The 25,847-nt window shown below is 64.2% G+C and carries 27 protein-coding genes and 1 pseudogene; 18 read left to right on the forward strand and 10 right to left on the reverse strand.

The features are described from left to right. Window positions 1-78: 78 nt before the first annotated feature. Together A3M7_RS0124790 and A3M7_RS0124795 are read right to left on the reverse strand one after the other, a co-directional pair. Complete coding sequence (locus A3M7_RS0124790; protein ID WP_027546327.1) at window positions 79-921, reverse strand: IclR family transcriptional regulator; 843 nt, start codon at window positions 919-921, stop codon at window positions 79-81. A 177-nt stretch (window positions 922-1,098) separates the two neighbouring features. Beyond that, on the reverse strand, window positions 1,099-3,228 hold the full coding sequence (locus A3M7_RS0124795; protein WP_027546328.1) for an acetate--CoA ligase family protein: 2,130 nt from the start codon (window positions 3,226-3,228) through the stop codon (window positions 1,099-1,101). Window positions 3,229-3,577: 349 nt separating this feature from the next. Between A3M7_RS0124795 and A3M7_RS0124800 the strand changes: the two genes are divergently transcribed. The 4 genes from A3M7_RS0124800 (at window position 3,578) to A3M7_RS0124815 (ending at window position 8,049) form a co-directional block, all read left to right on the forward strand. Further along, the gene (locus A3M7_RS0124800) at window positions 3,578-4,273 is read left to right on the forward strand and encodes a GntR family transcriptional regulator (RefSeq protein WP_166819518.1); all 696 of its coding nucleotides are present in this window, start codon (window positions 3,578-3,580) and stop codon (window positions 4,271-4,273) included. Window positions 4,274-4,333: 60 nt separating this feature from the next. Then, entirely contained in the window at window positions 4,334-6,067 is a 1,734-nt protein-coding gene (oxc, locus tag A3M7_RS0124805; RefSeq protein WP_027546330.1) for an oxalyl-CoA decarboxylase, read from the forward strand. A 145-nt stretch (window positions 6,068-6,212) separates the two neighbouring features. Continuing rightward, window positions 6,213-7,490, forward strand: a complete 1,278-nt coding sequence (frc, locus tag A3M7_RS0124810; protein ID WP_027546331.1) for a formyl-CoA transferase — start codon at window positions 6,213-6,215, stop codon at window positions 7,488-7,490. A 361-nt stretch (window positions 7,491-7,851) separates the two neighbouring features. Then, on the forward strand, window positions 7,852-8,049 hold the full coding sequence (locus tag A3M7_RS0124815) for a hypothetical protein (RefSeq protein ID WP_027546332.1): 198 nt from the start codon (window positions 7,852-7,854) through the stop codon (window positions 8,047-8,049). Window positions 8,050-8,107: 58 nt separating this feature from the next. Here A3M7_RS0124815 and A3M7_RS0124820 read toward each other — a convergent pair whose 3' ends face one another. The 3 genes from A3M7_RS0124820 to A3M7_RS0124830 all read right to left on the reverse strand — a co-directional run bounded on the left by A3M7_RS0124820 (window position 8,108) and on the right by A3M7_RS0124830 (window position 9,039). After that, a complete protein-coding gene (locus A3M7_RS0124820; protein ID WP_027546333.1) occupies window positions 8,108-8,332 on the reverse strand; it encodes a hypothetical protein in 225 nt (74 codons plus the stop codon). A gap of 156 nt (window positions 8,333-8,488) precedes the next feature. Then, window positions 8,489-8,731 (reverse strand): hypothetical protein, encoded by a 243-nt coding sequence (locus A3M7_RS0124825; RefSeq protein WP_027546334.1) that lies wholly within the window; start codon window positions 8,729-8,731, stop codon window positions 8,489-8,491. 98 nt (window positions 8,732-8,829) lie between these two features. Next, window positions 8,830-9,039 carry a cold-shock protein gene (locus tag A3M7_RS0124830; protein WP_011085938.1) on the reverse strand — a complete coding sequence of 70 codons (210 nt, stop codon included), beginning with the start codon at window positions 9,037-9,039 and terminating at the stop codon, window positions 8,830-8,832. Between the two features lie 364 nt (window positions 9,040-9,403). Here A3M7_RS0124830 and A3M7_RS0124835 point away from each other — a divergent pair, with 364 nt between their 5' ends. Continuing rightward, window positions 9,404-9,601 (forward strand): hypothetical protein, encoded by a 198-nt coding sequence (locus A3M7_RS0124835; protein WP_027546335.1) that lies wholly within the window; start codon window positions 9,404-9,406, stop codon window positions 9,599-9,601. 94 nt (window positions 9,602-9,695) lie between these two features. On the opposite strand, the gene A3M7_RS44890 is transcribed toward A3M7_RS0124835, so the two are convergent. Together A3M7_RS44890 and A3M7_RS0124845 are read right to left on the reverse strand one after the other, a co-directional pair. Continuing rightward, window positions 9,696-10,670 carry an alpha/beta fold hydrolase gene (locus A3M7_RS44890; RefSeq protein ID WP_049823660.1) on the reverse strand — a complete coding sequence of 325 codons (975 nt, stop codon included), beginning with the start codon at window positions 10,668-10,670 and terminating at the stop codon, window positions 9,696-9,698. Between the two features lie 150 nt (window positions 10,671-10,820). Then, a complete protein-coding gene (locus tag A3M7_RS0124845; protein ID WP_049823661.1) occupies window positions 10,821-11,051 on the reverse strand; it encodes a helix-turn-helix transcriptional regulator in 231 nt (76 codons plus the stop codon). Between A3M7_RS0124845 and A3M7_RS50640 the strand changes: the two are divergent. After that, window positions 10,998-11,141 (forward strand): annotated as a pseudogene (locus A3M7_RS50640) (DUF2147 domain-containing protein); the annotation flags it as partial. The gene A3M7_RS0124845 and the pseudogene A3M7_RS50640 sit on opposite strands and share 54 nt — an antisense overlap. A 139-nt stretch (window positions 11,142-11,280) precedes the next feature. On the opposite strand, the gene A3M7_RS0124850 reads toward A3M7_RS50640, so the two are convergent. Further along, window positions 11,281-11,832 carry a TetR/AcrR family transcriptional regulator gene (locus A3M7_RS0124850; protein ID WP_027546337.1) on the reverse strand — a complete coding sequence of 184 codons (552 nt, stop codon included), beginning with the start codon at window positions 11,830-11,832 and terminating at the stop codon, window positions 11,281-11,283. 175 nt (window positions 11,833-12,007) lie between these two features. On the opposite strand from A3M7_RS0124850, the gene A3M7_RS0124855 reads away from it, so the two are divergent. The 3 genes from A3M7_RS0124855 to A3M7_RS0124865 all read left to right on the forward strand — a co-directional run bounded on the left by A3M7_RS0124855 (window position 12,008) and on the right by A3M7_RS0124865 (window position 14,491). Then, on the forward strand, window positions 12,008-12,862 hold the full coding sequence (locus A3M7_RS0124855; protein ID WP_027546338.1) for an oxidoreductase: 855 nt from the start codon (window positions 12,008-12,010) through the stop codon (window positions 12,860-12,862). A gap of 67 nt (window positions 12,863-12,929) precedes the next feature. Further along, the gene (locus tag A3M7_RS0124860; RefSeq protein ID WP_027546339.1) at window positions 12,930-13,934 is read left to right on the forward strand and encodes an NADP-dependent oxidoreductase; all 1,005 of its coding nucleotides are present in this window, start codon (window positions 12,930-12,932) and stop codon (window positions 13,932-13,934) included. 113 nt (window positions 13,935-14,047) lie between these two features. Next, a complete protein-coding gene (locus tag A3M7_RS0124865) occupies window positions 14,048-14,491 on the forward strand; it encodes an SRPBCC family protein (RefSeq protein ID WP_027546340.1) in 444 nt (147 codons plus the stop codon). 263 nt (window positions 14,492-14,754) lie between these two features. Here A3M7_RS0124865 and A3M7_RS0124870 read toward each other — a convergent pair whose 3' ends face one another. Further along, window positions 14,755-16,086, reverse strand: coding sequence for an Hsp70 family protein (locus A3M7_RS0124870; protein ID WP_027546341.1), 1,332 nt, complete (start codon window positions 16,084-16,086; stop codon window positions 14,755-14,757). 290 nt (window positions 16,087-16,376) lie between these two features. Here A3M7_RS0124870 and A3M7_RS49855 point away from each other — a divergent pair, with 290 nt between their 5' ends. Both A3M7_RS49855 and oxlT (A3M7_RS0124880) read left to right on the forward strand, forming a co-directional pair. Continuing rightward, entirely contained in the window at window positions 16,377-16,514 is a 138-nt protein-coding gene (locus A3M7_RS49855) for a hypothetical protein (protein WP_198033808.1), read from the forward strand. Between the two features lie 246 nt (window positions 16,515-16,760). After that, window positions 16,761-18,047, forward strand: a complete 1,287-nt coding sequence (gene oxlT, locus A3M7_RS0124880; protein ID WP_027546342.1) for an oxalate/formate MFS antiporter — start codon at window positions 16,761-16,763, stop codon at window positions 18,045-18,047. 79 nt (window positions 18,048-18,126) lie between these two features. On the opposite strand, the gene A3M7_RS48830 is transcribed toward oxlT (A3M7_RS0124880), so the two are convergent. Further along, window positions 18,127-18,399, reverse strand: a complete 273-nt coding sequence (locus A3M7_RS48830; RefSeq protein ID WP_198033810.1) for a hypothetical protein — start codon at window positions 18,397-18,399, stop codon at window positions 18,127-18,129. On the opposite strand from A3M7_RS48830, the gene oxlT (A3M7_RS0124885) reads away from it, so the two are divergent. The 7 genes from oxlT (A3M7_RS0124885) to A3M7_RS0124915 all read left to right on the forward strand — a co-directional run bounded on the left by oxlT (A3M7_RS0124885) (window position 18,311) and on the right by A3M7_RS0124915 (window position 25,181). Continuing rightward, window positions 18,311-19,633: an oxalate/formate MFS antiporter gene (oxlT, locus tag A3M7_RS0124885; RefSeq protein WP_027546343.1), complete on the forward strand. Its 1,323-nt coding sequence runs from the start codon at window positions 18,311-18,313 to the stop codon at window positions 19,631-19,633. The two genes, A3M7_RS48830 and oxlT (A3M7_RS0124885), sit on opposite strands and share 89 nt — an antisense overlap. 202 nt (window positions 19,634-19,835) lie before the next feature. Beyond that, the gene (locus tag A3M7_RS0124890) at window positions 19,836-20,264 is read left to right on the forward strand and encodes a CBS domain-containing protein (RefSeq protein ID WP_027546344.1); all 429 of its coding nucleotides are present in this window, start codon (window positions 19,836-19,838) and stop codon (window positions 20,262-20,264) included. A gap of 101 nt (window positions 20,265-20,365) precedes the next feature. Further along, a complete protein-coding gene (locus tag A3M7_RS0124895; protein ID WP_027546345.1) occupies window positions 20,366-21,385 on the forward strand; it encodes a 2-dehydropantoate 2-reductase in 1,020 nt (339 codons plus the stop codon). Further along, a complete protein-coding gene (locus tag A3M7_RS0124900) occupies window positions 21,385-22,170 on the forward strand; it encodes a fumarylacetoacetate hydrolase family protein (RefSeq protein WP_245284314.1) in 786 nt (261 codons plus the stop codon). Before A3M7_RS0124895 ends, A3M7_RS0124900 begins: the two co-directional genes overlap by 1 nt. A 318-nt stretch (window positions 22,171-22,488) precedes the next feature. Beyond that, entirely contained in the window at window positions 22,489-23,895 is a 1,407-nt protein-coding gene (locus A3M7_RS0124905; protein ID WP_027546347.1) for a hypothetical protein, read from the forward strand. A gap of 376 nt (window positions 23,896-24,271) precedes the next feature. Then, window positions 24,272-24,475: a hypothetical protein gene (locus A3M7_RS0124910; protein WP_049823662.1), complete on the forward strand. Its 204-nt coding sequence runs from the start codon at window positions 24,272-24,274 to the stop codon at window positions 24,473-24,475. A gap of 58 nt (window positions 24,476-24,533) precedes the next feature. Then, a complete protein-coding gene (locus tag A3M7_RS0124915; RefSeq protein ID WP_027546349.1) occupies window positions 24,534-25,181 on the forward strand; it encodes a hypothetical protein in 648 nt (215 codons plus the stop codon). Window positions 25,182-25,847: the final 666 nt, after the last annotated feature.

The raw sequence follows: 25,847 nt of genomic DNA on the forward strand, positions 1-25,847 counted from the left end.
TCGTTTGCCGCATTGTGTCGTTTGGTCGCATATCAGCCAAAACGGCCGATGCTGTCCAGCGACAGGCCCGGTTCCTTGTTAGCCAGACTTCGGCATCACCCCGCCGAGCGCGACGGTCAGCTCGCCGGCGACTTCGCGCACGATTTGGCCGATTTCCGGCAACCTGTCGTCGGTCAGACGACTGGTCATGCCGGAGACGGAGATCGCCGCCAGCGGCTCGGCGCAGTCGTTGTAGACGACTGCGGCAATACAGCGCAGGCCCATGCAGGCCTCTTCGTCATCGATCGCAAAGCCCTGTTTGCGGATCGTCGCGAGCTCCTTGAACAGGTCGCCCGGCCGCACGATCGACTTCTCGGTCAGGCGGGGCATGCCGTGATGGCGGATGACCGCGCCGACGTCCTCGTCGGAATAAGTCGCAAGCACCGCCTTGCCGACGCCTGACGTCACCATGGCGACGCGGCCGCCGACCTGGGTCAGCGAGCGCATGATCTCGCGACTCTCCATGCGGGTCAGCACGATGATGAACTCGTCGTCGACGACGGCGAGATTGGCGGTCTCGCGGGTGAGATCGCGCAGCTTGCGCAAATAGGGAATCGCCTGCGTGGAGAAATTACGCCGCCGGGCAAAGCTCGCGCCGACCGTGAAGCTGCGCACGCCGACATGCCATTTGGACTCGGCGCGGTCGAACTGCACGAAGCGGCGGCTTTCCAGCGTCGCCAGCAGGCGGTGCACGGTCGAGGCCGACAGGCCGGTGCGCACGGCAAGGTCGCTGAGGCGATAGCCTTCGTCGTCTTCGGCCAGCGTCTCGAGGATCGACAGCGCGCGATCGACGGACTGCACGCCGCCATCGCGCGCCTCGTGGTCGGCCTCCGATGGCGATCGAGGCTCGAGCGATTTGCGCCGGATCACGTTCTTGCTCATCGCGACCTGCATTCGTACTTCTTCCCCTCTCCCCGCTTGCGGGGAGAGGGTCAGGGTGAGGGGGAGCCTCCGCAAGGACGGTAGCAGTCAGACTCGCGGAGAGTCCCCCTCACCCGGAATTTGCTGCGCAAATTCCGGCCTCTCCCCGCAAGCGGGGAGAGGCGAAGGTCGTCATGCTCAGAGCAGCCCTGCCCCGCGCGCCCACTTGTACTTGGCGCCGAGCACCTCGACCGGAAGCTCGGTGGAGTAGGCGTAGGCCGGGATGCCGTTCTGGTAGAGATATTCGGCGGCCTCCTCGACCTCGACGTCGCCGGCGAGCGAGGCGACGATCGGCTTCACGAAGCCCTTGGCCTCCATCTCCTTCTTCACCTCGACCATGTTGCGGGCGAACACCATCGGCGGCGTGACGATGGTGTGCCAGTAGCCGAGGATCAGCGAATGGATGCGCTCGTCCGACAGGCCGAGCTTCACCGTGTTGACATAGGTGATCGGCGGCTCGCCACCGGTGATATCCACAGGATTTCCGGCCGCGCCGAACGGCGGGATGAACTTGCGGAAGGCCGCGTCCAGATCCGGCGGCATCGACATCAGCGACAGGCCGTTGTCGACGCAGGAGTCCGACAGCAGCACGCCCGAGCCGCCCGCACCGGTGATGATCAGCACGTTCTCGCCCTTCGGCGTCGGCAGCACCGGCACGCCGCGGGCGAATTCGAGCAGCTGCCGCAAGCTGCGGGCGCGGATCACGCCCGACTGCGCCAGCACGTCCTCGTAGATCTTGTCGTTGCCGGCGAGCGCGCCGGTGTGCGAGGACGCCGCCTTGGCGCCGGCAGAGGTGCGGCCGGCCTTGAGCACGACGACCGGCTTCTTCTTGGAGACGCGCTTGGCGGCTTCCGCGAAGGCGCGGCCGTCCTTGAGGTCCTCGCAGTGCTGCGCGATCAGGTTGGTGTTGGGATCCTGCTCGAAGAAGGCGAGCAGATCGTCCTCGTCGATGTCGGACTTATTGCCGAGGCCGACGATCGCCGAGACGCCCATCTTGGCCGAGCGCGAGAAGCCGATGATGGCCATGCCGATGCCGCCCGACTGCGACGACAGCGCCGCGTGGCCCTTGACGTCGTAGGCGGTGCAGAAGGTCGCGCAGAGATTGGCGGGCGTATAGTAGAAGCCGTAGATGTTCGGCCCCATCAGGCGGATGTCGTACTTCTTGCCGACCTCGACGATCTCGGCCTGCAGCTCCGGCGCGCCGGCCTCCGCAAAGCCCGACGGAATCAGCACCGCACCCGGGATTTTCTTCTCGCCGCATTCGGTGAGGGCAGCCGTCACGAACTTCGCGGGAATCGCGAACACCGCGGTGTCGATCACGCCCGGCACGTCCTTGACGCTCTTGTAGGCCTTGTAGCCGAGGATCTCGGTTGCCTTGGGATGGATCGGATAGATGTCGCCCTTGTAGCCGCCGTTGATGAGGTTCTTCATCACGGAGTTGCCGATCTTGCCGTCCTCGGCGGAGGCGCCGACCACGGCGACCGCCTTCGGCTGCATGATGCGGCTCATGGCAGCTACAATCTCTTCGGTCGGGCGCGGCTTCGGCTTGGGCACATAGGCGAAGTCGACGACGATACGCACGTCGGCCGCAATCGCGCTCTTCGCCGTCGCGAACACCGGATTGAGGTCGAGCTCGACGATCTCAGGGAAATCGGTGACGAGCTGCGAGACCTTGACGATGACGTCGGCGAGCGCCGTACGGTTCACCGCCTCGCCGCCGCGCACGCCCTTCAGGATCTCATGGGCCTGGATGCCGTCGAGCATCGACAGCGCGTCTTCCTTGGTCGCGGGCGCGAGGCGGAAGGTGATGTCCTTCAGCACTTCGACCAGCACGCCGCCGAGGCCGAAGGCGACCAGCTTGCCGAACGAGCCGTCGGTGATCGAGCCGACGATGACTTCGGTGCCGCCAGCCAGCATCTGCTGCACCTGGACGCCCTCGATCTTGGCGTCGGACTTATATTTCTTGGCGTTGGAGAGAATGGTCTCGTAGGCCTTCTCGGCCTCCTCGGCCGTCTTGAGGCCGACGATGACGCCGCCGGCTTCGGTCTTGTGGAGAATGTCGGGCGAAACGATCTTCATCACGACCGGGAAGCCCATCGAGGACGCCATCTTGCCGGCCTCGCCCGCCGACCTTGCCACGCCCTCCTTCGGCACCGGAATGCCGTAGGCGTCGCAGACCAGCTTGCCTTCCGGCGCCGTCAGGCTGGTGCGATTGTCCGCCTTGACCTGGTCGAGCACCTTGCGGACGGCATCTTTGGAATTGGACATGTGGCTTTCTCCCTTGACCTAGTTCGTTCTTTGCAAAGCGCGCGCGTGTTGCGGCTGCCCGTGATGCTTGCCATTCGCCGCGCTCTGTTCCATGCGGCGGGACGGAGTGGCATAAAGCCCGAGATTACTCCGCCCGCTTGGATCAAAAATGGCTGGCGATGGCATTTGGTATGCCAGAAGCCAATTTGTCAAGCTGCGGCACTGCCTGGAATGCCGCAAAAAATAGGCAGCTTGACATTCTGGCATGTGGTATGCCAAAAACTTTCCCGTTAATAATCCTGTAAAAGACGACTCCCAACGGAGGAGATTCGTCGTGTCACTGCGGAAACCAACCAAGGCGTTGCCGAACATGGCCGAGGCAGATATCGCAATCGTTCGTATTGCCCCGGAGAGCAGCTTCAAGAACAAGGCGTATGACGCCTTGAAGGAAGCCATCCTCAAGATGGACATCTACTCGACGCCCGAGCCGGTGATGCTCGACGAGCGCGCACTGTCCGAGCGCCTGGGTGTCAGCCGCACGCCGATCCGCGAAGCGATCGCGATGCTCGAGCAGGACGGTTTCGTGAAGACCGTGCCGCGCCGCGGCATCATGGTGGTGCGCCGGACCAAGAGCGAGATCGTCGACATGATCCGCGCCTGGGCGGCGCTGGAGAGCATGGCGGCCCGCCTCATCACCACCACCGCGCGCAAGAAGGACATCACGGCGCTGCGCGACTACTTCAAGGACTTCGGCAAGGACCGCCTGCCCGAGGATCACGTCGAGGAATATTCGCGCGCCAACATCGCCTTCCACCAGGCGCTGATCTCGCTGTCGGAATCGCCCGTGCTGGTCGATCTCACCAACGACCTGCTGCTGCACGTGCGCGGCTACCGGCAACTGACCATCGGACGCAAGGACCGCACCGCGACCTCGCTGCCCGAGCATCTCGGCATGATCGAAGCACTGGAAGCGCGCGACACCGAGCTCGCCGAGAAGCGCGCTCGCGACCACACCCTTGGCCTTGCCGCTTACGTCGAAGCGCACGGTCAGGAACTCTTTACCTAGCAACGTTCACCAGAAGGGCGAAACATTCGCCCCAGTATTGAGACCAGGGAGACAAGGCCCATGCTGAACACCGCGACCAAGTCCGAGGCACCGGGCACCGAGCAGGAATTGACGGATGGCTTCCATCTCGTCATCGACGCGCTCAAGCTGAACGGCATCAACACCATCTATAATGTGCCGGGCATCCCGATCACGGACTTGGGCCGCATGGCGCAGGCCGCCGGCATTCGCGTGATCTCCTTCCGCCACGAGCAGAACGCCGGCTATGCCGCGGGCATTGCCGGCTACCTCACCAAGAAGCCCGGCGTCTGCCTCACGGTCTCCGCGCCCGGCTTCCTCAACGGTCTCACCGCGCTCGCGCACGCGACCACCAACTGCTACCCGATGATCCTGGTCTCGGGCTCCTCGGAGCGCGAGATCGTCGACCTGCAGCAGGGCGACTACGAGGAAATGGACCAGCTCGCGATTGCCAAGCCCCTGTGCAAGGCGGCCTATCGCGTGCTGCACGCCCAGGACATCGGCATCGGTTTTGCCCGCGCCATCCGCGCCGCCGTCTCCGGCCGTCCGGGCGGCGTCTATCTCGACCTGCCGGCCAAGCTGTTCGGCCAGGTGATGAACGCCGAGGCCGGCCAGAAGTCGCTGGTCAAGGTGATCGACGCAGCGCCTGCGCAGATCCCCTCGCCTGCGTCGGTGAAGCGCGCGCTCGACGTGCTCAAGAGCGCAAAGCGTCCGCTCATCATCCTCGGCAAGGGCGCGGCCTACGCGCAGGCCGACGAGGAGATCAAGAGCTTCGTCGAGAAGAGCGGCGTGCCGTTCCTGCCGATGAGCATGGCCAAGGGCCTCCTCCCCGACACGCATCCGCAATGCGCCGGCGCGGCCCGCTCGACGGTGCTGAAAGAGTCCGACGTCGTCATGCTGATCGGCGCGCGGCTGAACTGGCTGCTCTCGCACGGCAAGGGCAAGAGCTGGGGCGAAGCGCCCAAGAAGTTCATCCAGGTCGACATCGAACCGCGTGAAATGGACTCCAACGTCGAGATCGTCGCGCCCGTCGTCGGCGACATCGGCTCGGTCGTATCGGCCTTCAACCAGGCGATCAGCACGGGTTGGACCGCGCCGCCGGCCGAATGGACCAAGGCCATCGGGTCCAAGCGTGACGAGAACGTCGCCAAGATGGCGCCGAAGCTCATGAACAACAAGTCGCCGATGGACTATCACGGCGCGCTCGGCGTGCTGAAGAACGTCATCAAGGACCATCCCGAGGCGATCCTCGTCAACGAGGGCGCCAACACGCTCGACCTCGCCCGCGGCGTCATCGACATGTTCAAGCCGCGCAAGCGTCTCGACGTCGGCACCTGGGGCGTGATGGGCATCGGCATGGGCCAGGCGATCGCCGCCGCGCTCGAGACGGGCCATCCCGTGCTCGCGGTGGAAGGCGACTCGGCCTTCGGCTTCTCCGGCATGGAGGTCGAGACCATCTGCCGCTACAACCTTCCGATCTGCGTCGTCATCTTCAACAATGACGGCATCTATCGCGGCACCGACGTCAACAGCGTCAACGCGGATCCCGCGACGACCGTGTTCGTCAAGGGCGCGCGTTACGACAAGATGATGGAAGCCTTCGGCGGCGTCGGCGTGAATGCCACCTCGCCCGACGAGCTCAAGCGCGCCGTCAACGAGGCGATGGCCTCGGGCAAGCCGACGCTCATCAACGCGGTGATCGATCCGGCCGCCGGCTCGGAGAGCGGCCGCATCGGCAACCTCAATCCGCAGAGCGTCTTGCAGAAGAAGAAGTAAGGCATGATCCGGAAAAGTGTGAAGCGGTTTTCCGGAAAGATCATGCCCAAACAAAAAGCTAAAGCGCGAAACGCGCTTTAGTCCTCCCCTTCAACCCATTACTCCCTGCGGGTGCAGGGGCAGACAGAGTATACGGAGCAATACGATGACCAAAGCGCTCACGGGCGTTCGCATTCTCGACTTCACCCACGTCCAGTCCGGACCGACCTGCACGCAGCTGCTCGCCTGGTTCGGCGCCGACGTGATCAAGGTTGAACGCCCGGGCGTGGGTGACATCACCCGCGGCCAGTTGCAGGACATCCCGAACGTGGACAGCCTGTATTTCACCATGCTGAACCACAACAAGCGCTCGATCACGCTCGACACCAAGAACCCCAAGGGCAAGGAAGTCCTCACCGAGCTGATCAAGAAGTGCGACGTGCTGGTCGAAAACTTCGGCCCCGGCGTGCTCGACCGCATGGGCTTCCCCTGGGAGAAGATCCACAGCCTCAACCCGAAGATGATCGTCGCCTCGATCAAGGGCTTTGGTCCCGGACCGTATGAGGACTGCAAGGTCTATGAGAACGTCGCGCAGTGCACGGGAGGCGCCGCTTCCACCACCGGCTTCCGCGACGGCCTGCCGCTCGTCACCGGCGCGCAGATCGGCGACACCGGCACTGGCCTGCATCTCGCGATCGGTATCCTGGCCGCGCTCCACCAGCGCACCACGACCGGCAAGGGTCAGAAGGTCACCGCTGCGATGCAGGACGGCGTGTTGAACCTCGCCCGCGTCAAGCTGCGTGACCAGCAGCGCCTCGCCCACGGTCCGCTCAAGGAATATAGCCAGTTCGGCGAAGGCATTCCGTTCGGCGATGCCGTGCCGCGCGCCGGCAACGATTCCGGCGGCGGCCAGCCCGGCCGCATCCTGAAGTGCAAGGGCTGGGAGACCGATCCCAACGCCTACATCTACTTCATCACCCAGGCCCCGGTCTGGGAGAAGATCTGCGACGTGATCGGCGAGCCGACCTGGAAGACCGATCCGAACTACGCCAAGCCGGCCGTCCGCCTGCCGCGCCTCAACGAGATCTTCGCCCGCATCGAGCAGTGGACGATGACCAAGACCAAGTTCGAGGCGATGGAAATCCTCAACAAGGACGACATCCCCTGCGGCCCGATCCTGTCGATGAAGGAGATCGCCGAGGACCAGTCGCTGCGCGCGACCGGCACCGTGGTCGAGGTCGACCACCCCACCCGCGGCAAGTACATCTCGGTCGGCAACCCGATCAAGCTGTCGGATTCCCCGAGCGAGGTCGAGCGTTCGCCGCTGCTCGGCGAGCACACCGACGAGATCCTGCGCTCCGTGCTCGGCTTCTCGGATCACCAGGTCGCCGATATCCACGAGTCCGGCGCGCTCGACCCGCCGCAGAAGCAGGCCGCGGAGTAAGCGGTTCGATTTGAGACACGAAAGGCCGCCGGTTTTCGGCGGCCTTTTTGTTGGCGGCGAGAGGAACTGCATCGCGCAATCGGCACGCTTGCGGCGATGACCAGCCGACGCCGAATTAAGGACGGGGCCGGTGGAACCGATGCGGTCGCCGGCCGTTATTCTTTCGCCGGCGCGCTCCCGGAAATGCGAGCGAGCCGCCTCCACAGCGAGTGACCGAGCGCCTCGCAGAATACCTGCCCAACGCTGAAGAATTGTCCTCCTCGTTCCGAGGATGACAAGTCGATCCATCTCAGCTTGCGAGCGGGAGGCGTCGCGTCCGGCACTTGCCAGGACCACGCCCGTTGATCAAACCGAGGTCGATATGTTGAGACATCAATCCTCTGATCGCGCCAAGCGTGAAGCCGACAAGGCGTTCAAGCCTGCCAACACGCACAAGCCGATGAACGACTATGCGAAGGACCAGCACTCCTTCAACGAGAACCGTGAGCGGTTGAAAGCGGAACGGTTGGCCCGCGAAGCCAAGCCCCGCGAGGCCAAGCCGAGGGGTCGCTCCGAATAGGGAGCGGCATGAAGGGGCGCCTCACGATCGGCGCCCGCGCCTGGCCTATAGCATCGGCCTAGAGCATCGAGAGCACGACGATCCCGTCTTCAAGTTCGCCGGAAGCCAGCCGTATCCGCGCGATCCGCTCGAACTCCGTCCGGTACTTCTGGAGATAGCTGAAGGCCTGCTTCTGCGTCTGAAACGTGGTGGCAAGCCGGCACATCTGTCGACCCGCGCCAAGCGCGAGGAAAAAGGTGATGGTGCCGCCCTTGTCCGGCTTGATCCTAGGCACGACCCGCACTCTTTGGCATGTGACCGGCCCTCCTGGAGTGATCGTCGGCGCTATCGAACCCGACTAGAGCCCTTCACGTTCCGATGGAATCGGAACGGGGCTCTAGATTCTTGTTTTGACGCGTTTTCCTGCCGCGAACCGGTATCCACTTCGCTCGAAAACACTCTAGCGCGGCGATTTCCGCGCGCGCTTCTTCGGCACAGGCGCCGGCAACGACGCGCGAATATCTGCGTCGGCCGCTTCCTTGGCCTCCCGCAACTCGCGTAGCCGCGCCATGTTCTTGCGGAGTTCGGCAGACTGCCGTTCGGCATCCGCCATCGCGCGCGCGCCTTCTTCAGCCGCCAGACGTTGGCGGTTGGAACGCGCGATACCTGCGGGCGAAGGTTCTGCCGATTTCCTGGCGCTCATCTTCCACCGTGCTTGGCAACGGACAAAACCCGCTCAATCCAGGGATCGAGCGGGTCGCACGGCCGTTTCAGTACATCCGTGAAACGGCACTGGAGAGCTTAGGCCAGCGAGAGATTCTCAGCGCTGACTTTGCCCCGCATCTTGTCGGTCTTGGCCTCGAAGTTGACCTTTTGGCCCTCGGCGAGACCCGAAAGCCCGGCCCGTTCGACCGCGCTGACGTGAACGAACACGTCGTTGCCACCGTCGTCCGGCTGAATGAATCCAAAGCCCTTCTGGCCGTTAAACCACTTCACTGTTCCTGTCGGCATTCTTCTTCTCCAAAGCGCGCATGCGCGTAGCCCGCGTGACGCTCACGCAGAATCGATTCAATTCGTCGATGTCTCTGGAAAAAGGAGCCCGCGGGCGCATTCAACAAGGCACAGCGGCTGAACGAATGGCGACAAGGTATACCCCATCACGGTCGGTTACAAGGCTTGGACCGGATTTAATTGGGCGCCGGCTTCGGCGGAATGTTTGAGGCTCGCGACACTTTCGACGAGCAACGTATCTTAGTGGACATACACGCCACGGATTTGTGGGTATGGTTGCTCGTCACCGCCCGGCCCGTGGCTTTTACCGGTGATGAGAACGCCAGTTGCGCTCCCGCCCCATCCGAACAAGGGGAGCATTGCTATGGAACGGCGTCGCTTCAAACAGAGTCAAACTCTCAAACAGCGGCTCATCAATGAGGTCGGCCGTCTGCGCGACGAGGCCCGCTTACTCCCTCCCGGCCGGCGCCGCGAGATGCTGCTGCGAAGGGTGCGGCAGGACGAGACGGCCATCCAGATCGATGCATGGCTCAGCTCTCCGGGCCTGAGGGCGCCGACGTAACACAACAATATCGAGTCGATTTCGCGGGACAGAGCGGCGTGATCAATCCGCCAAGGCGACCGCGCGTCGGATAACCTCGATTTTAGCTGCGCCCTCAGCGATCTCCGCTCCCGAGCTGCTCGCGAAAAAACTGCACAACGGCCGCATTGAACTCGCGATGGAAGGCAACCCGGTCGAACCCCGCCGGCACGTCGGTGCAGATGCGCGGCACGGCCGCCGCAAGCTCGGCCGAGCAAGGCGCGAGGAAGGCGAAGTGGCCGGCCGGCACGACATGTATCTCGGGCTTGCCCGGCAGCCACCCCGCGACGCGCGCCACGGGCGAACCGTCGCCCACGCCGGGACCGCCGAACTGCGAACGCCAGAACTGGAAAGCGATCTTGATGACAGCGACATTCTTCCTAGTCAGAACCGCCGGTGCGGGATCGACGATCACTGCCGCGCGGATCCGAGCATCCTGCGGCGGGTCAGGTAGCGTTTCCCCGTTGTGGAGCTGCGCGCATGTTCCAGTCGTCTCCTTGCAGTTTCCGGCAAGCCAGGTGAAATCCGGCTTGATCCCCATCAGCGCCAGTCCGGTATAGCCACCGAGCGAGAAGCCGAAGAAACCGACCTTGGCGGGATCGATCACCGCCCTGTCCTTCCAGTCCTTCAGCATGAAGTCGAGCAGACGCACCATGTCCGCCGGACGCGATCCCCACACCGGCAGCGTATCGCGCCGCGACGAGTCGTTGGTGGTGTCGCCTGGATGATTGATGGAAGCGACGACGAAGCCGGCATCGGCCAGCGCCTCCGCGGTGTCATGGTTCGCGCCGAACCAGCCGCCCCGGCCGTGCGAGAAGATGACGAGCGGGAGCTTTGCCCCGGTGACGGGACAATCCTTCGTGCCCTTCAGGTCGAAATCGGCACCGACCGAAAGACTGCCAAGCGCGACATGCGTCGGCTCCGCCGCGCACGGATACCAGATCGCACCTGCGAGAGCGGGATCGGATTGGAGAAGCTGAATGCCTGCGGCTTCGGCTGGCAAACCAAGACAGCAGAGTATGGCGGCAAAAGCCCAAAGCGTGCTGCGCAACGAAAGCCCCCTCGATTTCGCGCAAGAGTTGAAAGAGGAACGATAGCGGAATTGTGGCTTCAACTGATCGGAATCCAGCGCGGCACATGGGCGATGTATTCCAGGTCCTCGCGCCCAGCACCAAGGCGGACAAGACACGCCAGGTGTGAGCTAGCTCCCCTCGCCTGCGTCCCCGTCGCTTCCCTCGTCGCCCGCGACATATTCGAGGATGTCTCCGGGCTGACAGTCGAGCTCGCGGCAGATCGCTGCCAAGGTCGAGAAGCGCATCGCCCTCGCCTTGCCCGTCTTCAGGATCGACAGGTTCTGGATGGAAATGCCGATTGCGTCGGCGAGGTCAAATGGTCGGGCAGGATCTACAATGCCGACGACGGAAAGACCTATGCGAGCACCGTCACCTTGCTGCCATCAGGCAATCTCAACGTCCGGGGCTGCATGGGGACGTTGTGCGCGGGTGAAGACTGGACGCGGTGAGCGGCAAACCGATCCAAGACAACTTCAAGGACAACTTCAAGGACAACTTCAAGGACAACTTCAAGGACAACTTCAAGGACAACTTCAAGGACAACATCAAAGGCCGCCGGTTTCGGCGGCCCCTAGGCGAACGCCCCCGTCAGCCGCCCAACCCGTTCCGGGCCGCGCGAAGAATATCGTCCGACAGTTTGGGATCGTTCACGGCCCGGGCGAGCACGAGCGCCCCGACCAGGGAGGATAAGGTCGCGAGCGCCTGGTCATCGCGCCGCTTCAGCTTCGTCCCTTTATCCATCCGGCTGCTCAGCCACCCCACCATACCCCTCACCCCGGCCGTGAAGCGCTCGCGTGCGCCTTTGCTCTGCTGCCGCATCTCGCAACACAAGGCTGCAAAGGGGCAGCCGCTTCCCGGGTCGTCGCGGTGCTCCGCCGAGAGATATTCGGAAACATAGTCATCGACAGTCGCGTCTTCGCGCAGTTCCCGCCCTTTGGCCGCAATCGCGTCGGCGACCGCCTCCTCGACCAGCCGCTCCTTTGAGCCGAACTGGCTGTAGAGGCTGCCGTGGGTCATCCCGGCGGCTTCGGTCAGCGCATCCACGCCGACCCCGGAGATGCCTCGTTCCCGCATCAGGCGGGATGCGGCCTTGAGAATGCGATCGCGGTTCTCGGCCGCTTTTTCCTTCGAGATGCGCATGTTGCAGACCTTTGGCCCGTGGAAAACCGGGGAGCCTTGACAATTATAATTACGATCGTCATTTTATGCAATGATTACGATCGTAATCAAAGAGAGACCGAACCAGAACGAACCGATGCCGGCCCGCGTGCGCGATGTGATCGCCCACCGCCGCCCGGCATCATCAGGAGAAGAGATGGCTGAGCCCCATGGGAAGATCGCCCTCGTGACCGGCGCCTCGTCAGGCATCGGCGAGGCAACCGCAGAGCGGCTCGCGAAAGGCGGCTACAAGGTTTACGGCACCAGCCGTCGCGGGGCCGAGGCCGGCAAACGATCGTTCGAGATGCTGTCCCTCGATGTGACCAGCGACGAATCCGTGGACGCCGCCGTCAACGAGGTGATCCGGCGCTCCGGCCGCATCGATCTGCTCGTGAACAATGCAGGCTTCGGCGTTGCTCCTGCCGGCGCGGAGGAGAGCTCGCTCGATCAGGCCCGGTCGATCTTCGAGACCAATTTTTTCGGGCTGGTACGAATGACGCGCGCCGTCGTGCCCCACATGCGCCGCCAGGGACGCGGCCGCATCATCAACATCGGCTCCGTGCTCGGCTTCCTGCCGATGCCGTATGGCGCGCTCTATGCCGCCACCAAACACGCGGTGGAAGGCTATTCGGAATCGCTCGATCACGAGCTGCGCATGTGGGGCATCCGCGTTTCGGTCATCGAGCCCGCCTACACCAAGACGCCGTTCGATGCGAATTTCATCGAACCCGACGCCAAGCTCGAGGAATATCGCGCCGTTCGTGCCGACGTCAGCAAGCGGGTGAACGAAGTGATGGCAACGGCCGAGCCGCCCGGCGTCGTCGCCGATGCCGTCCTCGCAGCCGCCGATGCGGCGCGCCCGAAGATCCGGTACACGGCCGGCCGCCTTGCGGGCCGCCTGCGCTTGCTTCGCCGCTTTGCGCCGGCCGGACTGGTGGATGCCGGAATTCGAAAGGACCTGCGGCTTGATGCCGGTCGCGTCGCAGCCGCCAGCCGCGCGCGCGCGTTCTGAAAAGCCGCCGCGGCGCGCCGACGGCCGTCATCACAGCCAGCTCCGAACATCCCATGCGCAGGAACACATGAAAGCACTTGTCTTGAAACGTTATGGCCGGCCGGATCAGGTCGCATTGACCGAAATGCCTCGGCCTGCACTCAAGCCGGACGACATCCTGGTTGAGGTTCACGCCGCCGGCCTCAATCCCATCGACACCATGATTCCGAAAGGGACATTCAAGCCCATTCTCAAGCTCGATCTGCCGGCAACGCTCGGCAGCGACCTCGCCGGCGTCGTGGTGGAGGTTGGACGCCAGGTGACCCGCTTCAAGCCGGGCGATGCCGTCTTCGCCAGCATCTTCGATCTCAGCAGCACTGGCGCGCTCGCGGAATTCGCGCGCGTGCCGGAGAACGCGGCCGCACTCAAGCCCGCCAATCTGGACTTCGTGCAGGCAGCCTCGATCCCGATGGTCGGACTGACCTCGTGGCAGGCACTCAAGGAGCGCGCGCAGCTCAAGCCCGGCCAGAAAGTCTTCATCCCCGCAGGCTCTGGCGGTATCGGCACTTTCGCGATCCAGCTTGCAAAATATCTCGGCGCGAAAGTCGGGACGACCACGAGCACGGGCAATGTCGGCCTGGTCCGCAGCCTCGGCGCCGACGAGGTGGTCGATTACAAGAAGCTGCAATTCGAGGACGTGCTGAAGGACTACGATGCCGTGCTGGGGACCGTCAGGGGCGATGCGATCGAGAAATCGCTGCGAATCCTGAAGCGCGGAAGCACGATCGTCTCGCTCGTCGGCCCACCGGACGCCGCGTTCGCGCGCGCCCGCGGCATGAACTTCGTCATGAAGTTCCTGTTTGGGCTGCTGAGCCGCAAGATGATCCGCGGCGCCAGGACCTGCGGTGCGGCCTATTCGTTCCTGTTCGTGCGTCCGGACGGCGGCCAGCTCGCGGAACTCGGCAAGCTCCTCGAAGCAGAGCGTATCCGGCCCGTGATCGACAGGATATTTCCGTTCGACCAGGCCAAGGAGGCGCTCGCCTATCTTGAGCAGGGCCGCGCCAAGGGGAAGGTCGTCGTACAGATGAGGTGAGGCAAGAAAATCCGGGACGTCGTGTCGGATCGGCGACGTCTCGGTCGTCCTCGGGACATGAATGGGCCGTAGACGCTAATGTCGGGTCCATCAATGCAAGAGGATGAATGAACATGCCCAGCACTGTCCGCCTGCACCGCGTTCTCACGACCAGCCCCGAGAAAGTCTATCGCGCCTTCCTCGAGGCCGATGCGCTGGCAAAATGGCTTCCGCCGAACGGCTTCACCTGCACCGTGCATCATTTGGAGCCGAAGGTCGCGGGCACGTTCAAGATGTCGTTCCGGAACTTCACGACGGGCAACAGCCACGCCTTCGGCGGCGAATATCTCGAGCTCGTTCCCGGCGAACGTCTCCGCTACACCGACAGGTTCGACGATCCCAACCTGCCCGGCGAGATCCAGGTGACCGTGATCCTGAAGAAAGTTTCTGTCGGCACCGAGGTGGACATCACGCAGGCCGGCATCCCCGACGTGATCCCGCCGGAAGCCTGTTATCTCGGCTGGCAGGAATCGCTGCGAAACCTGGCAAAGCTCGTCGAGCCCGAGATCAATCAATAGGGCCAAAGCGGAGCGAGCGCCTCGTCCTTCGAGACGACCGCGGAGCCTGTCATCGGGCCGCGCTTTGCGCGGACCCGGTGGCGGTCTCCACAGGATGAGGCTAAACGGCATCGGCGCCCGTTGAAACTACGGCCACGCACTCCATCCTCATCCTGAGGGCCCGCCAAAGGCGGGCGTCTCGAAGGATGGCCGCAGAAACGGTCTTCAATGCCATAGCCGTGTCCGCAAGCGGGGCGAGCAATCGAGCCCGGTCGCCTCGCGGCCTACGCGCCCGCCTTCGGCGCGATCCCGCCGCTCGCGGTCCAGCGGTCCGGGTCGGGACTGTGGCCGATCAGCGCGAGGCCGTAGGCGATCGACTCGAACTGGTCGCCCGACATCAGGCGTTCGTTGCCGAACCGATCGGCGAACAGCTTTCGGACGGCGGGCACGAAGGAGGTCCCGCCGGTCAAGAACACCTTCTCCACCTCGCGCGCGGTGATGCCGGCCTCGCCCAGCACCTTGTCGACGGTCGCACCCAGCCTGGCGATATCGTCGGCAATCCAGGATTCAAAATTCTTCCGCGTGATGGTCGAGCCGATGTCGACCCCGCCGCCTTTGAAGCGGAAATCCACCTGATCCTGCCCCGACAGCGCGACCTTGGCGTTCGACACCGCGCGGTACAGCGAAAAGCCGAGGTCGAGATCGACGATGGTGATGAAATCCTCGAGCAATTCCGGCTTCAGCGCGGTGCGCGCCAGCTCGCGGAGCTCGCGCAGATCGCCGTTGCTCTTCATCATCGCGAGCTGATGCCAGCGCGCAAGGTTGGTGTAGTGGCCGGTGGGGACCGGCAGCACCTTGTCGAACGAGCGGAAGCTCGAGCCTTTTCCCAGCCGCGGCGAGACGACGTGGTCGACGATGCGGTAGTCGAACGTGTCGCCGGCAATGCCGATGCCGGCATGTCCAAGCGGCTCGGCGCGCAAGCTACCTCCCGTGCGCGAGAAGCGCATCACGGAGAAGTCGCTGGTGCCGCCGCCGAAATCCGCGACCAATACGGTGGCATCGCGCTCCAGGCGGCGGGCAAAGGAGAACGCGGCGCCCACGGGCTCGTAAACATAGCGCGCGTGGCCGGCGCCGAGACGCTCGAACGCGGCCCGGTAGCGCTGCATCGCCAGCGCCTCGTCGGGATTGCCGCCGGCGAAGCGCACCGGACGGCCGACCGTGATCGTCGACGTCTCGAAGCCGAACCTGTCGCCGCCATGGCGCGCCAGCGTCCGCAGGAACGCCGCCAAAATATCCTCGAACTTGAAGCGCTGCCGGAACACCTGCGTGGTGTTGAAACGGCTGCTCGCCGCGAAGGTCTTGAACGACTGGAGGAAGCGGTAGACGTGGCGTCCTTCGAGAAACTGCTCGATCGCCCACGGGCCACCCTCGGCCTGGGCGCCGGCTCCCGGCCGGTCCTCCCAGAAGCACAGGGCCGAGACGAAAGTGCTGTGGCGTTGTCCGCCGTGATCGAAGCGGATGGCCTCGACCCGGCGGTCGTCCGCCGCAAGCGCTACGACCGTATTGCTGGTCCCAAAATCGATGCCGATCGAGACGGCGGGCGAGGCGCTCGACATGAACCACTCTGACAGTTGATTGGAAAAGGGGGCAGACCACTAACGACTTTGACCTGCCCTGCCAAGGCCCGGATCCCCAGGGATTCCGCCCAAATCCGCCCCAATGCGCGGCTTCAGCGGCTGTTTTGCAATTTTCAGCCCGGAACGGCCCCTTTAACGCATCATTATGCTGCAATGCGGGATAGCACATGCTGCTATGCAATGGCATGCATGGACATTGGCATCTGGTATACATAAATTGCCTTTCGAAATGAGACAGCACTACTGACCGTCTCAAGAAAGGAATTCCGATGTCCAAGACCGCTTCCGTCGCTTTCGCCCCCTCCTCCACCCTGTTCGCGCGTTTCATGGCCGCGGTGGACCGCTTCCTGATGGCCAGCGCCGAGATCTCGAATCACAACGGCGACCTGCCCCGTTTCGGCCTGTAAGCGCGCGCTTTCTGCGCCGCGGGAGCCGCACGCCGGTTTCGCAGGTGTCGACATACTACTTTTGATGAATGGCCCCGCAGGACGGGGCCATTTCTATTTGTGCTGTCCTGAGTCACTGCCGCAGTCGGAGAAGGATCCTGCGGCATTTGCGCACGGTGACCGGACCAGCGCTTGAACCTTGGCATAATGAATACAAGAATGCCGCTCCAGCGCTCGCAGAAAATTAGAGGCGCCACGGGAGGCTTTATGACGGACATGGTGCAGGCAACGGCCCCTACAACCGCGCGCGTTAGCGACACGTATCGCTGGGCGCAATTGGCGATCGGTGTAGCGGCGATGGTGATGATCGCCAACTATCAATACGGCTGGACATTCTTCGTCCCCGACATCCAGAAGAAATTCGGCTGGGATCGCGCGTCGATCCAATGGGCCTTTACTCTGTTCGTCCTGTTCGAGACCTGGTTGGTGCCGATCGAAGGCTGGTTCGTTGACAAATACGGTCCGCGCATCGTCGTGCTGGTGGGCGGCGTGCTCTGCGCCATGGGCTGGGCGATCAACGCACAGGCCACCACGCTCAACGGCTACTATCTCGGCATGATCATCGCGGGCATCGGCGCGGGCGGCGTCTATGGCACTTGCGTCGGCAACGCGCTGAAATGGTTTCCCGACAAGCGCGGTCTCGCTGCGGGCATCACGGCGGCCGGCTTCGGTGCAGGCTCCGCGCTGACCGTCGCGCCGATCCAGGCCATGATCAAGGACAGTGGCTTCCAGACCACCTTCCTGTATTTCGGCCTCGGACAAGGCATCATCATCTGCATCCTCGCCTTCTTCCTGCTGGCGCCGAAGGCCGGCCAGGTGCCGACCGTGGTGGCGAACGCCGCGCTGGTGCAGACGCGTCGCAACTACCAGCCGACAGAGGTGCTGCGCCAGCCGATCTTCTGGCTGATGTACTTCATGTTCGTGATCGTCGGCGCCGGCGGCCTGATGGTGACGGCCAACCTGAAGCCCATCGCGGTTGACTGGAAGGTCGACAGCGTTCCGGTGACGCTGATGGCGGTGACGATGACCGCGGTGACGTTCGCAGCCACGATCGACCGCGTGCTCAACGGCCTGACGCGTCCGTTCTTCGGCTGGATCTCCGACATGATCGGCCGCGAGAACACGATGTTCATCGCCTTCGGCATGGAAGGTTTCGGCATCTGGATGCTCTACCTCTGGGGCCACGATCCCATCTGGTTCGTGCTGCTCTCGGGCTTCGTGTTCTTCGCCTGGGGTGAGATCTACTCGCTGTTCCCCTCGACCTGCACCGACACGTTCGGCGCCAAGTTCGCGACCACCAATGCGGGCCTGCTCTACACCGCAAAGGGCACGGCCGCGCTGCTGGTTCCGATCGCCAATTACATGCAGCAGTCGTCGGGAACGTGGGACAGCGTGTTCATCATCGCGGCCGGCGCCAACATCCTGGCTTCGCTGCTCGCGATCGCGGTGCTCAAGCCCTGGCGCAAGGTTGTGGTCGCGAAGTCGACCGCCTGACGCGCCTCGCCACACTGCATTCCGACAGGACGCCCGGCCTCGCGGCCGGGCGTTTTCGTTTTTCCAGAACCCGCCTTGCCTACCGCTGACCTGAAGGGAACCGCGCACTTTTCTTGCGCTGCATCACAAGATTGGGCTTGCCTTCTGGAATATGGTATACCAATGTCCCCGCCGCGCTTGCGACGATAAGCCACAATATTTGCGACACTGGGTCATCTTGCAATCCCAGGTCGTAATCAATCAGGCGCGTTGGGAGGTTCTTGATGATTTCCAGCACGGACGGCGCCGTCACAGCCGCGCCTCTTCGCACCGGTTTCCGTTGGTTCCAACTCGCCATGGGGATCGTCTGCATGGCGATGATCGCCAACCTGCAATACGGCTGGACGCTGTTCGTCGATCCGATCGATGCGGCCCACCATTGGGGACGCGCCGCGATCCAGCTCGCTTTCACCATCTTCGTCGTCACCGAGACCTGGCTGGTGCCGGTCGAGGCCTGGTTCGTCGACAAATACGGCCCGCGCATCGTCATCATGTTCGGCGGCGTGATGATCGCGCTGTCCTGGGTGCTCAACTCCTACGCCGACTCGCTCACCCTGCTCTATGCGGCCGCGATCGTCGGCGGCATGGGCGCGGGCGCCGTCTACGGCACCTGCGTCGGCAACGCGCTGAAATGGTTTCCCGACCGCCGCGGCCTTGCCGCCGGCGCGACGGCCGCCGGCTTCGGCGCGGGCGCCGCGCTCACCATCGTGCCGATCGCGACCATGATCGCCGCGAGCGGCTATCAGAGCGCGTTCTTCACCTTCGGCATCGGCCAGGGCCTGATCGTCTTCGTGCTCGCCTTCTTCATCCAGCCGCCGCGGCTCTCGATCCCGCCGAAGAAGAAGCAGCTCAATCTGCCGCAGACCAAGATCGACTTCACCCCGCCGCAAGTGCTGCGCACCCCTATTTTCTGGGTGATGTACCTCGTCTTCGTCATGGTCGCGTCCGGCGGCCTGATGACCGCGGCGCAGATCGGCCCGATCGCACACGACTTCAAGATCGCCGACACGCCGGTGACGCTCGCCGGCTTCCAGATGGCGGCGCTGACCTTCGCGATTTCGCTCGACCGCATCTTCGACGGCTTCGGACGTCCCTTCTTCGGCTGGGTCTCCGACACGATCGGCCGCGAGCACACCATGTTCATCGCCTTCGGCACGGCGGCAGTGATGCTGCTCCTGCTGTCGGCCTACGGACACGTGCCTGTCGTCTTCGTGCTCGCGACCGCGGTCTATTTCGGCGTGTTCGGCGAAATCTACTCGCTGTTCCCCGCAACCTGCGGCGACACCTTCGGCTCGAAGTTCGCGACCACCAACAACGGCATGCTCTACACCGCGAAGGGCACCGCCTCCCTGCTCGTCCCGCTCGCCAGCGTGATCTCGGCGGCGTATGGCTGGAAGGCCGTGTTCGTGGTGGCGGTGGCGCTGAACGCAACGGCCGCACTGATGGCACTGTTCGTGATCAAGCCGCTGCGCCGCTCCTTCATCCTCGGCAAGGAAGCCGAGAGCACCGGCACCGCGACGGGCAGCGCCAAGACCGAGACGGCGTGACAAGCCACACACTTTGCACGGTTGAAAAAGGGGCGCAGAATGCGCCCCTTTCTTTTTGGCCAAGGTTCTTTTGGCCGACGCCGGAGGCACCGCAAACGTCAATAATGCTGTCGCAAGATTTTTCGGATCCGCCAAATCCATCGCTTGACGATTGGCATTATGTATACCACACTTACCTCGTCATTCACCTAGGGAGGTTGCAATGCTGGTCGGAGACATTCTGCGCAAGAAGACGCCGCGCGTTGTCACGGTGCGAATGAACGAAACGGTGGGTATCGCCGCCAAGCTGATGCGCGCCAACAACATCAGCGCCCTCGTGGTGAAGGACGTGGTCCGCTCCGAGGGCAACACCGCGGTCGGCATGTTCACCGAGCGCGACGTGGTGCGCGCCGTTGCCGAGCACGGCGCGAACGCCGTCAACGTCAAGGTCTCACAGCTCGTCTCGGTGCAGCAGCTCGTCTCCTGCACCTCGAACGATACGATCGAGCACGTGCGCCATCTGATGAACCGTCATCACATCCGCCACCTGCCCGTGATCGACGATTACAGCCTCGTCTCCGTCATCAGCATGCGCGACATCGCCGCTGCCGTTGACGAGGCGATCAACGGCACGCCGCAAGCAGCAGCTTAAAGCGCCACGCCCCTTCCCCTGCGACTGCCGGCCCCGGCTCGGATCCCTCCGCGCCGGACCGGATCTTTCGTCCCAAAATTCCGGTCACCCGCGAGGATTTCATGAAGATCTGCATCTACGGCGCCGGCGCAATCGGCGGATATCTCGGGGTTCAGCTCGCGCGGGCTGGCGCCGACGTCAGCCTGGTCGCACGCGGCGCGCATCTCGCCGCGATGCGCGAGCGCGGCCTGACGCTGCTCGCGGGCGAGGAGAAGCACACCGTGCATCCGCGCTGCACCGACAATCCCGCCGAGCTCGGCGTGCAGGACTACATCATCATCACGCTGAAGGCGCATTCGATCACCGGCGTGATCGAGAAGATGCAGCCGCTCCTGGGCCCGCACACCCGCATCGTCACCGCGGTCAACGGCATCCCCTATTGGTACTTCTACAAGCACGGCGGCGATTACGAGAATTCGACGCTGGAGAGCATCGACCCCGGCGGTCGGCAGTGGCGCGAGATCGGCGCCGAGCGCGCCATCGGCTGCATCGTCTATCCCGCCACCGAGATCGAGGCGCCCGGCGTGATCCGCCACGTCTACGGCAACAATTTCCCGCTCGGCGAGCCCTCCGGCGAAATCACTGATGACGTGCAGCGCCTCGCCGACCTGTTCGTCGCGGCCGGCCTGAAGGCGCCGGTGCTCGACCGCATCCGCGACGAGATCTGGCTCAAGCTGTGGGGCAATGTCTGCTTCAACCCGATCAGCGCGCTGACCCATGCGACGCTCGACGTGATCTGCACCGATCCGGCCACCCGCGCGCTGTCGCGCGCGATCATGATGGAGACGCAAGGCATCGCCGAGACCTTCGGCGTCAAATTCCGCGTCGATGTCGAGCGCCGCATCGAGGGCGCCCGCAAGGTCGGCGCGCACAAGACCTCGATGCTCCAGGACCTCGAGCGCGGCCGCCCGATGGAGATCGACCCGCTCGTCACCGTGGTGCAGGAGATGGGCCGCCTCACCGGCATCGCCACGCCCGCGCTCGACTCGGTGCTGGCGATGGTGACCCAGCGCGCCCGCATCGCCGGGCTCTATGACGGCGTCTCCGCGCCTGTCGATCCCCGTGCACTGGCGGTGGCGTGATGACCGGCGAGATGAAACAATGGCTGCGCTACCGCCATAGCGGCGCAACCGGCTTCGGCACCCTGACGTCCTCAGGCATCAGCGTGCACGAGGGCGAGATGTTCGGCCGCCATGCCGCCACCGGCAAGATGCTGGCGTTGTCGGAGGTCGAGTTGCTCGCACCCTGCGCGCCGAGCAAGATCGTCGCGCTCTGGAACAACTTTCACGCGCTCGCGGCCAAGCTCAACCAGCCCGAGCCGCCGGAGCCGCTCTATCTGCTGAAGGCGACCACCACGATCACGACGCCGGGCGCGGTGATCCGCCGTCCCTCTTATTACGACGGCAAGACCACCTATGAGGGCGAGCTCGGCATCGTCATCGGCAGAACCTGCGCCCGCGTCTCGCCCGCGGAAGCAGACCACTTCATCTTCGGCTACACCTGCGTCAACGACATCACCGCCAACGACATCCTCACCCGCGATCCCACCTTCCCGCAATGGGCGCGCGCCAAGGGCATCGACGATTACGGCCCGTTCGGCCCCGTCATCGCGACCGGCCTCGATCCGGCGAAACTGGTGGTCCGCACCATCCTCAACGGCGCGGAGCGGCAGAACTATCCGATCTCGGACATGATCTTCACCGCGCAGGAGCTGGTGAGCAGGATCTCCCACGACATGACCCTGCTCCCGGGCGACCTCATCGCCGTCGGCACCTCCGTCGGCGTCGGCGTGATGAAGGAGCCGGTGAACACCGTGACCGTCGCGATCGACGGCATTGGCGAATTGACCAACGAGTTTCGGCTGTAGCTGCCAGCGCGGCCGTACTCCCCTTTCGCTGTCATTCCGGGGCGCGCGCAGCGCGAACCCGGAATCCATCGGGCGGCAGTGACGGTGGATAGATGGATTCCGGGCTCGCGACTTCGTCGCGCCCCGGAATGACAGCGAAGGGCCGCAGCCCTCTCGGGAAAACTCGGCACCTCATGCCGCTCTCCACCGGTCGGCCGATGCAATCAGTCGTGGATCGCGCCACCGGATGCATACCGCTCCCGCGCGCGCCCCTTGATCTCGGTTCCGCTCTCCCATAGCAAATATGGCGAGAATGTGTCCCGGCTTGAGGACGTCGCGATGTGGCTGTTTTTCCTGGTTGCCTGGTTTGTCCTGCTCGCTGCCATCGCGCTTCTCGCCCAGCAGGCGTTTGGTTACGACCTCACCCACTTGCCCGCCCTGTTGGCGGGCCTCCCCATGCCTCAGCGCATCGCGACCGGCGCGCTCCCGGCCGTGGCGCTGGCGCTGATCGGCGCAACCGCCTGGCGGCTCTCGCGTCAGGACCGGCGTCTGGGCACGCTGCGCGACCGCCTGAAGAAGACCCGCGAAGACGTCGTCGCCGCCCACGCCCTGCAAAACCACCTCGACGCCACCGTCCAGCACCTGATCGAGAGCGACCCAAGGGAAGCCGTCTCCGCCCTCCACGACAAGCTGGGCGAGACCGAGCAGCGCGCGCGGCTGCAGCAGGGCCGCAACGAATCCACCGACATGCACGACCAGCTCGCCGAGATCCGCCGCCGCCAGCAAGGCCTGCGCGAGATGGTCGGCAAGGTCGCCGAGCAGCGCCGCGCCGTCGAGCCTGTTTTCACCGAGATCCGCGACCGCCAAAACCAGCTCGAAAGGTCGCTCCACGACCTCGAGACCGACGACCGCAAGAACAACCTCGCCGACCGGCTCAAGGACATCGCGCGCGACGTCTCGGCGCTGCTCTCGCGGGTGAACACGGTCCAGGACATTTTCGCGACCCTGAACCAGTACAAGGAAGATCTGGCGAAATCCCACGCCGAGCTGGTGCCGCTGCGGTCGACGGACGCCGGCATCAACGCGGTGATCAGCGAGCTCGGCCTCAGCCATGACCGCCTCGCCAAGAGCATCGACGAGCTCGAGACCGGCGGCGAAGCGCCGCTCGGCACGCGGGTCGAGGCGCTGTCGAAGAACAAGATCGAGATCGAGCAGCGCCTGGCGCGCATCGACGACAGTTTCAACATCCTCAAGGCGATCCGCCTCGACTTCGAGGAGCTCGGCGAGCGCCAGGCCCAGCTGGAACGCTCGCTCGCGGATGTCGAGACCGACGCCGACGGCAAGACCCTCGCCGACCGCCAGAACGCGCTGAACGATTTCGTCATCCAGTCGCGCCAGCGCCTCGGCGCCTTGCAGGAGACGCTGGCGACGCTGAACGCCTTCAAGACGGAGCTGTCGAAGTCGCAGGCCGACCTCGTCCCGCTGAAGGCCCCGGTGTTCGGCATCGAGGCGCTGATCGCCGAGGTCGGCACCACCCGCGACCTGCTCGCCACGACCGTCGGCGAGATCGAGGCGAACGGCGGCGTGCCCCTCGCCTCGCGCGTCGACGCGCTGACCAAGAGCAAGCGCGAGGTCGAAGACCGCCTCGCCCGCATCTTCGACAATTTCAACGCCCTCGATGCCTTGCGCAAGGACATCGGCGGCATCTTCTCGACGATCAGGAACAGCCTGAACCGGATCGGGTGAGAACGGACCGCCGGTAGCCCGGATGAGCGAAAGCGAGATCCGGGAGACGACCGTCCCGGGTGTCGCTGCGCTCACCCGGGCTACGAGCTGGAGTGTTTCGCGAGGGTCTCGTAGCCCGGATGGAGCGAAGCGAAATCCGGGGAGGTCGTGCGATGCGGCTACACTGGTCCCGGATTGCGCCGCGCTCCATCCGGGCTACGAATACTCTCCGCCGCGAACCGACGAAACATCCAGACACACATCACTTCTGCGCGCGCCCGACATATGCCGCCAACATGTCCCGCTCGCGCCGCAACTTGGACGCATTCGGCCGCCCTTCTGTTGGGCGTGTCTGGGGGCACGGCACTGCCGTGTTTGGACCAAACCTTCTAGGGGTATGACTGTGAAGAAGATTGCAATTGTTCTGGGTGCGACGTTTGCTCTGGTGACGGCTGCGAACGCTGCCGATCTGCCGCGCCGGCAGCCCGTGCCTGTCTATCCGGCGGAGCAGGCGCCGATCGGCAAGATGCCGATTGGCAAGAGCCCGGTTGGCAAGGCCCCGATCGGCAAGGCGCCCGGCCCGGTCGCAGCGCGCTACTGACGCGTAGCGACAAACGCGCAGCATCTGCGTAAGCGGCCGACAGCCGAGGGGGCACAGCGTGACGAACAAACCTGATCGATCGGGATCCTGCATCCTTGCGGGGTTCGCGCTTGCGGCGATGATCGCGTGCACGACGCCCTCGGCCTCGGCCCACGAAGCGAACAAGCGCATGGCCGATGCCAATGCGCTTGCGACGACCGACCCCGCATCGCGACCGACGCCGCAGTCGCGGCGGCCCGTCGCGCGTGCGGAGAAAGGCCCCTACTACGTCGACTTCCGCGCCCGGACGGCGGCGAGCTGGGGCCACGCCTTCGTCTGGTACGGCAAGACCAGCGAGCGCGCCGTCGAGGTCGCGGGCCTGACGCCCGCCGGCGACACCCTTGCTTACGTGCTCGGTCACCTCACCTTTGTGCCGTCCGAGACCGGCGCGAGCTACGGCGATCTCGATCCGGAATATCTGACGGCGAGCTATCGCGTCTATCTGAACGAAGCCGACGCCAAGCGCGTGTTCGCCTACATCAAGAAATTGCAGGCGAGCTCGCCGGTCTGGAACGCCGAGACCACCAACTGCACCGGCTTCATCGGCGACATCGCCGAGTTCATGGGCTTGAAGGTCCCCTATCGCTGGCAGCGCCCGGAGAACTTCGTCAACAGCCTGAAAGACATGAACGGGGGCCGCCAGATGGTGCGGCTGTCGGCGGAGTAGCCGAAGCCTCGTAGCGGCAATCTTGTAGCCCGGATGGAGCGCAGCGAAATCCGGGGAAGTGTCGCACCGTTGAACGACCTCCCCGGATTGCGCTTCGCTCCATCCGGGCTACGAGCTCCTCGTGAAACACTCCGGCCTTGCCATCCCCTCGCTGTCATTGCCCGCGCAGGCGGGCAATCCAGTATTCCAGAGACAGCGCGGTGATCCAGAGACGCCGCGGCGTAGTGGATGCCCCGGTCAAGCCGGGGCATGACAGCGTTGGGTGGAGCAGCACCTCGCCCGTCGGGCAAAACACCCCGCACAAATCTCCCGCCTCGCCTGTCAATCCTCCGCCGCAAATATATTCCACTTTACCGAAATTCGGATTTATCGTACAAACCGGACAACCTGGCCCGAGACAAGGGGCGGATCGCGATCGTCACGAACCGCGGGCCGGGCAGCGATGGACGCGACGGCGTCGGGCGCGAGCGGCATTGCAGGGCGGGAAACCGTGAGCAATTGCCTTCGCGCGAACGACACGGCGNCGACAGCGTCTTCGCATGGCTTCGGGTGCGAGCACACGCCAGCTCTCGAAGGCCCAGCGAGGACGTGCGCGGACGGCGAAGTCGTGTGGTCCTGACGCCCGGGGTCTGTGCGTCAAGTCTCGTGGTGATGTGCGCTGCCCGA

The organism is Bradyrhizobium sp. WSM2254, from assembly GCF_000472645.1.
Classification (GTDB): domain Bacteria; phylum Pseudomonadota; class Alphaproteobacteria; order Rhizobiales; family Xanthobacteraceae; genus Bradyrhizobium; species Bradyrhizobium niftali.

Coding starts and splice junctions, on each gene's coding strand:
- A3M7_RS0124790 (WP_027546327.1), bottom strand. CDS start 921: ATGAGCAAGAACGTGATCCGGCGCAAATCGCTCGAGCCTCGATCGCCA.
- A3M7_RS0124795 (WP_027546328.1), bottom strand. CDS start 3,228: ATGTCCAATTCCAAAGATGCCGTCCGCAAGGTGCTCGACCAGGTCAAG.
- A3M7_RS0124800 (WP_166819518.1), top strand. CDS start 3,578: ATGGCCGAGGCAGATATCGCAATCGTTCGTATTGCCCCGGAGAGCAGC.
- oxc (WP_027546330.1), top strand. CDS start 4,334: ATGCTGAACACCGCGACCAAGTCCGAGGCACCGGGCACCGAGCAGGAA.
- frc (WP_027546331.1), top strand. CDS start 6,213: ATGACCAAAGCGCTCACGGGCGTTCGCATTCTCGACTTCACCCACGTC.
- A3M7_RS0124815 (WP_027546332.1), top strand. CDS start 7,852: ATGTTGAGACATCAATCCTCTGATCGCGCCAAGCGTGAAGCCGACAAG.
- A3M7_RS0124825 (WP_027546334.1), bottom strand. CDS start 8,731: ATGAGCGCCAGGAAATCGGCAGAACCTTCGCCCGCAGGTATCGCGCGT.
- A3M7_RS0124830 (WP_011085938.1), bottom strand. CDS start 9,039: ATGCCGACAGGAACAGTGAAGTGGTTTAACGGCCAGAAGGGCTTTGGA.
- A3M7_RS0124835 (WP_027546335.1), top strand. CDS start 9,404: ATGGAACGGCGTCGCTTCAAACAGAGTCAAACTCTCAAACAGCGGCTC.
- A3M7_RS0124850 (WP_027546337.1), bottom strand. CDS start 11,832: ATGCGCATCTCGAAGGAAAAAGCGGCCGAGAACCGCGATCGCATTCTC.
- A3M7_RS0124855 (WP_027546338.1), top strand. CDS start 12,008: ATGGCTGAGCCCCATGGGAAGATCGCCCTCGTGACCGGCGCCTCGTCA.
- A3M7_RS0124860 (WP_027546339.1), top strand. CDS start 12,930: ATGAAAGCACTTGTCTTGAAACGTTATGGCCGGCCGGATCAGGTCGCA.
- A3M7_RS0124865 (WP_027546340.1), top strand. CDS start 14,048: ATGCCCAGCACTGTCCGCCTGCACCGCGTTCTCACGACCAGCCCCGAG.
- A3M7_RS0124870 (WP_027546341.1), bottom strand. CDS start 16,086: ATGTCGAGCGCCTCGCCCGCCGTCTCGATCGGCATCGATTTTGGGACC.
- A3M7_RS49855 (WP_198033808.1), top strand. CDS start 16,377: ATGTCCAAGACCGCTTCCGTCGCTTTCGCCCCCTCCTCCACCCTGTTC.
- oxlT (WP_027546342.1), top strand. CDS start 16,761: ATGACGGACATGGTGCAGGCAACGGCCCCTACAACCGCGCGCGTTAGC.
- oxlT (WP_027546343.1), top strand. CDS start 18,311: ATGATTTCCAGCACGGACGGCGCCGTCACAGCCGCGCCTCTTCGCACC.
- A3M7_RS48830 (WP_198033810.1), bottom strand. CDS start 18,399: ATGCAGACGATCCCCATGGCGAGTTGGAACCAACGGAAACCGGTGCGA.
- A3M7_RS0124890 (WP_027546344.1), top strand. CDS start 19,836: ATGCTGGTCGGAGACATTCTGCGCAAGAAGACGCCGCGCGTTGTCACG.
- A3M7_RS0124895 (WP_027546345.1), top strand. CDS start 20,366: ATGAAGATCTGCATCTACGGCGCCGGCGCAATCGGCGGATATCTCGGG.
- A3M7_RS0124900 (WP_245284314.1), top strand. CDS start 21,385: ATGACCGGCGAGATGAAACAATGGCTGCGCTACCGCCATAGCGGCGCA.
- A3M7_RS0124905 (WP_027546347.1), top strand. CDS start 22,489: ATGTGGCTGTTTTTCCTGGTTGCCTGGTTTGTCCTGCTCGCTGCCATC.
- A3M7_RS0124910 (WP_049823662.1), top strand. CDS start 24,272: ATGACTGTGAAGAAGATTGCAATTGTTCTGGGTGCGACGTTTGCTCTG.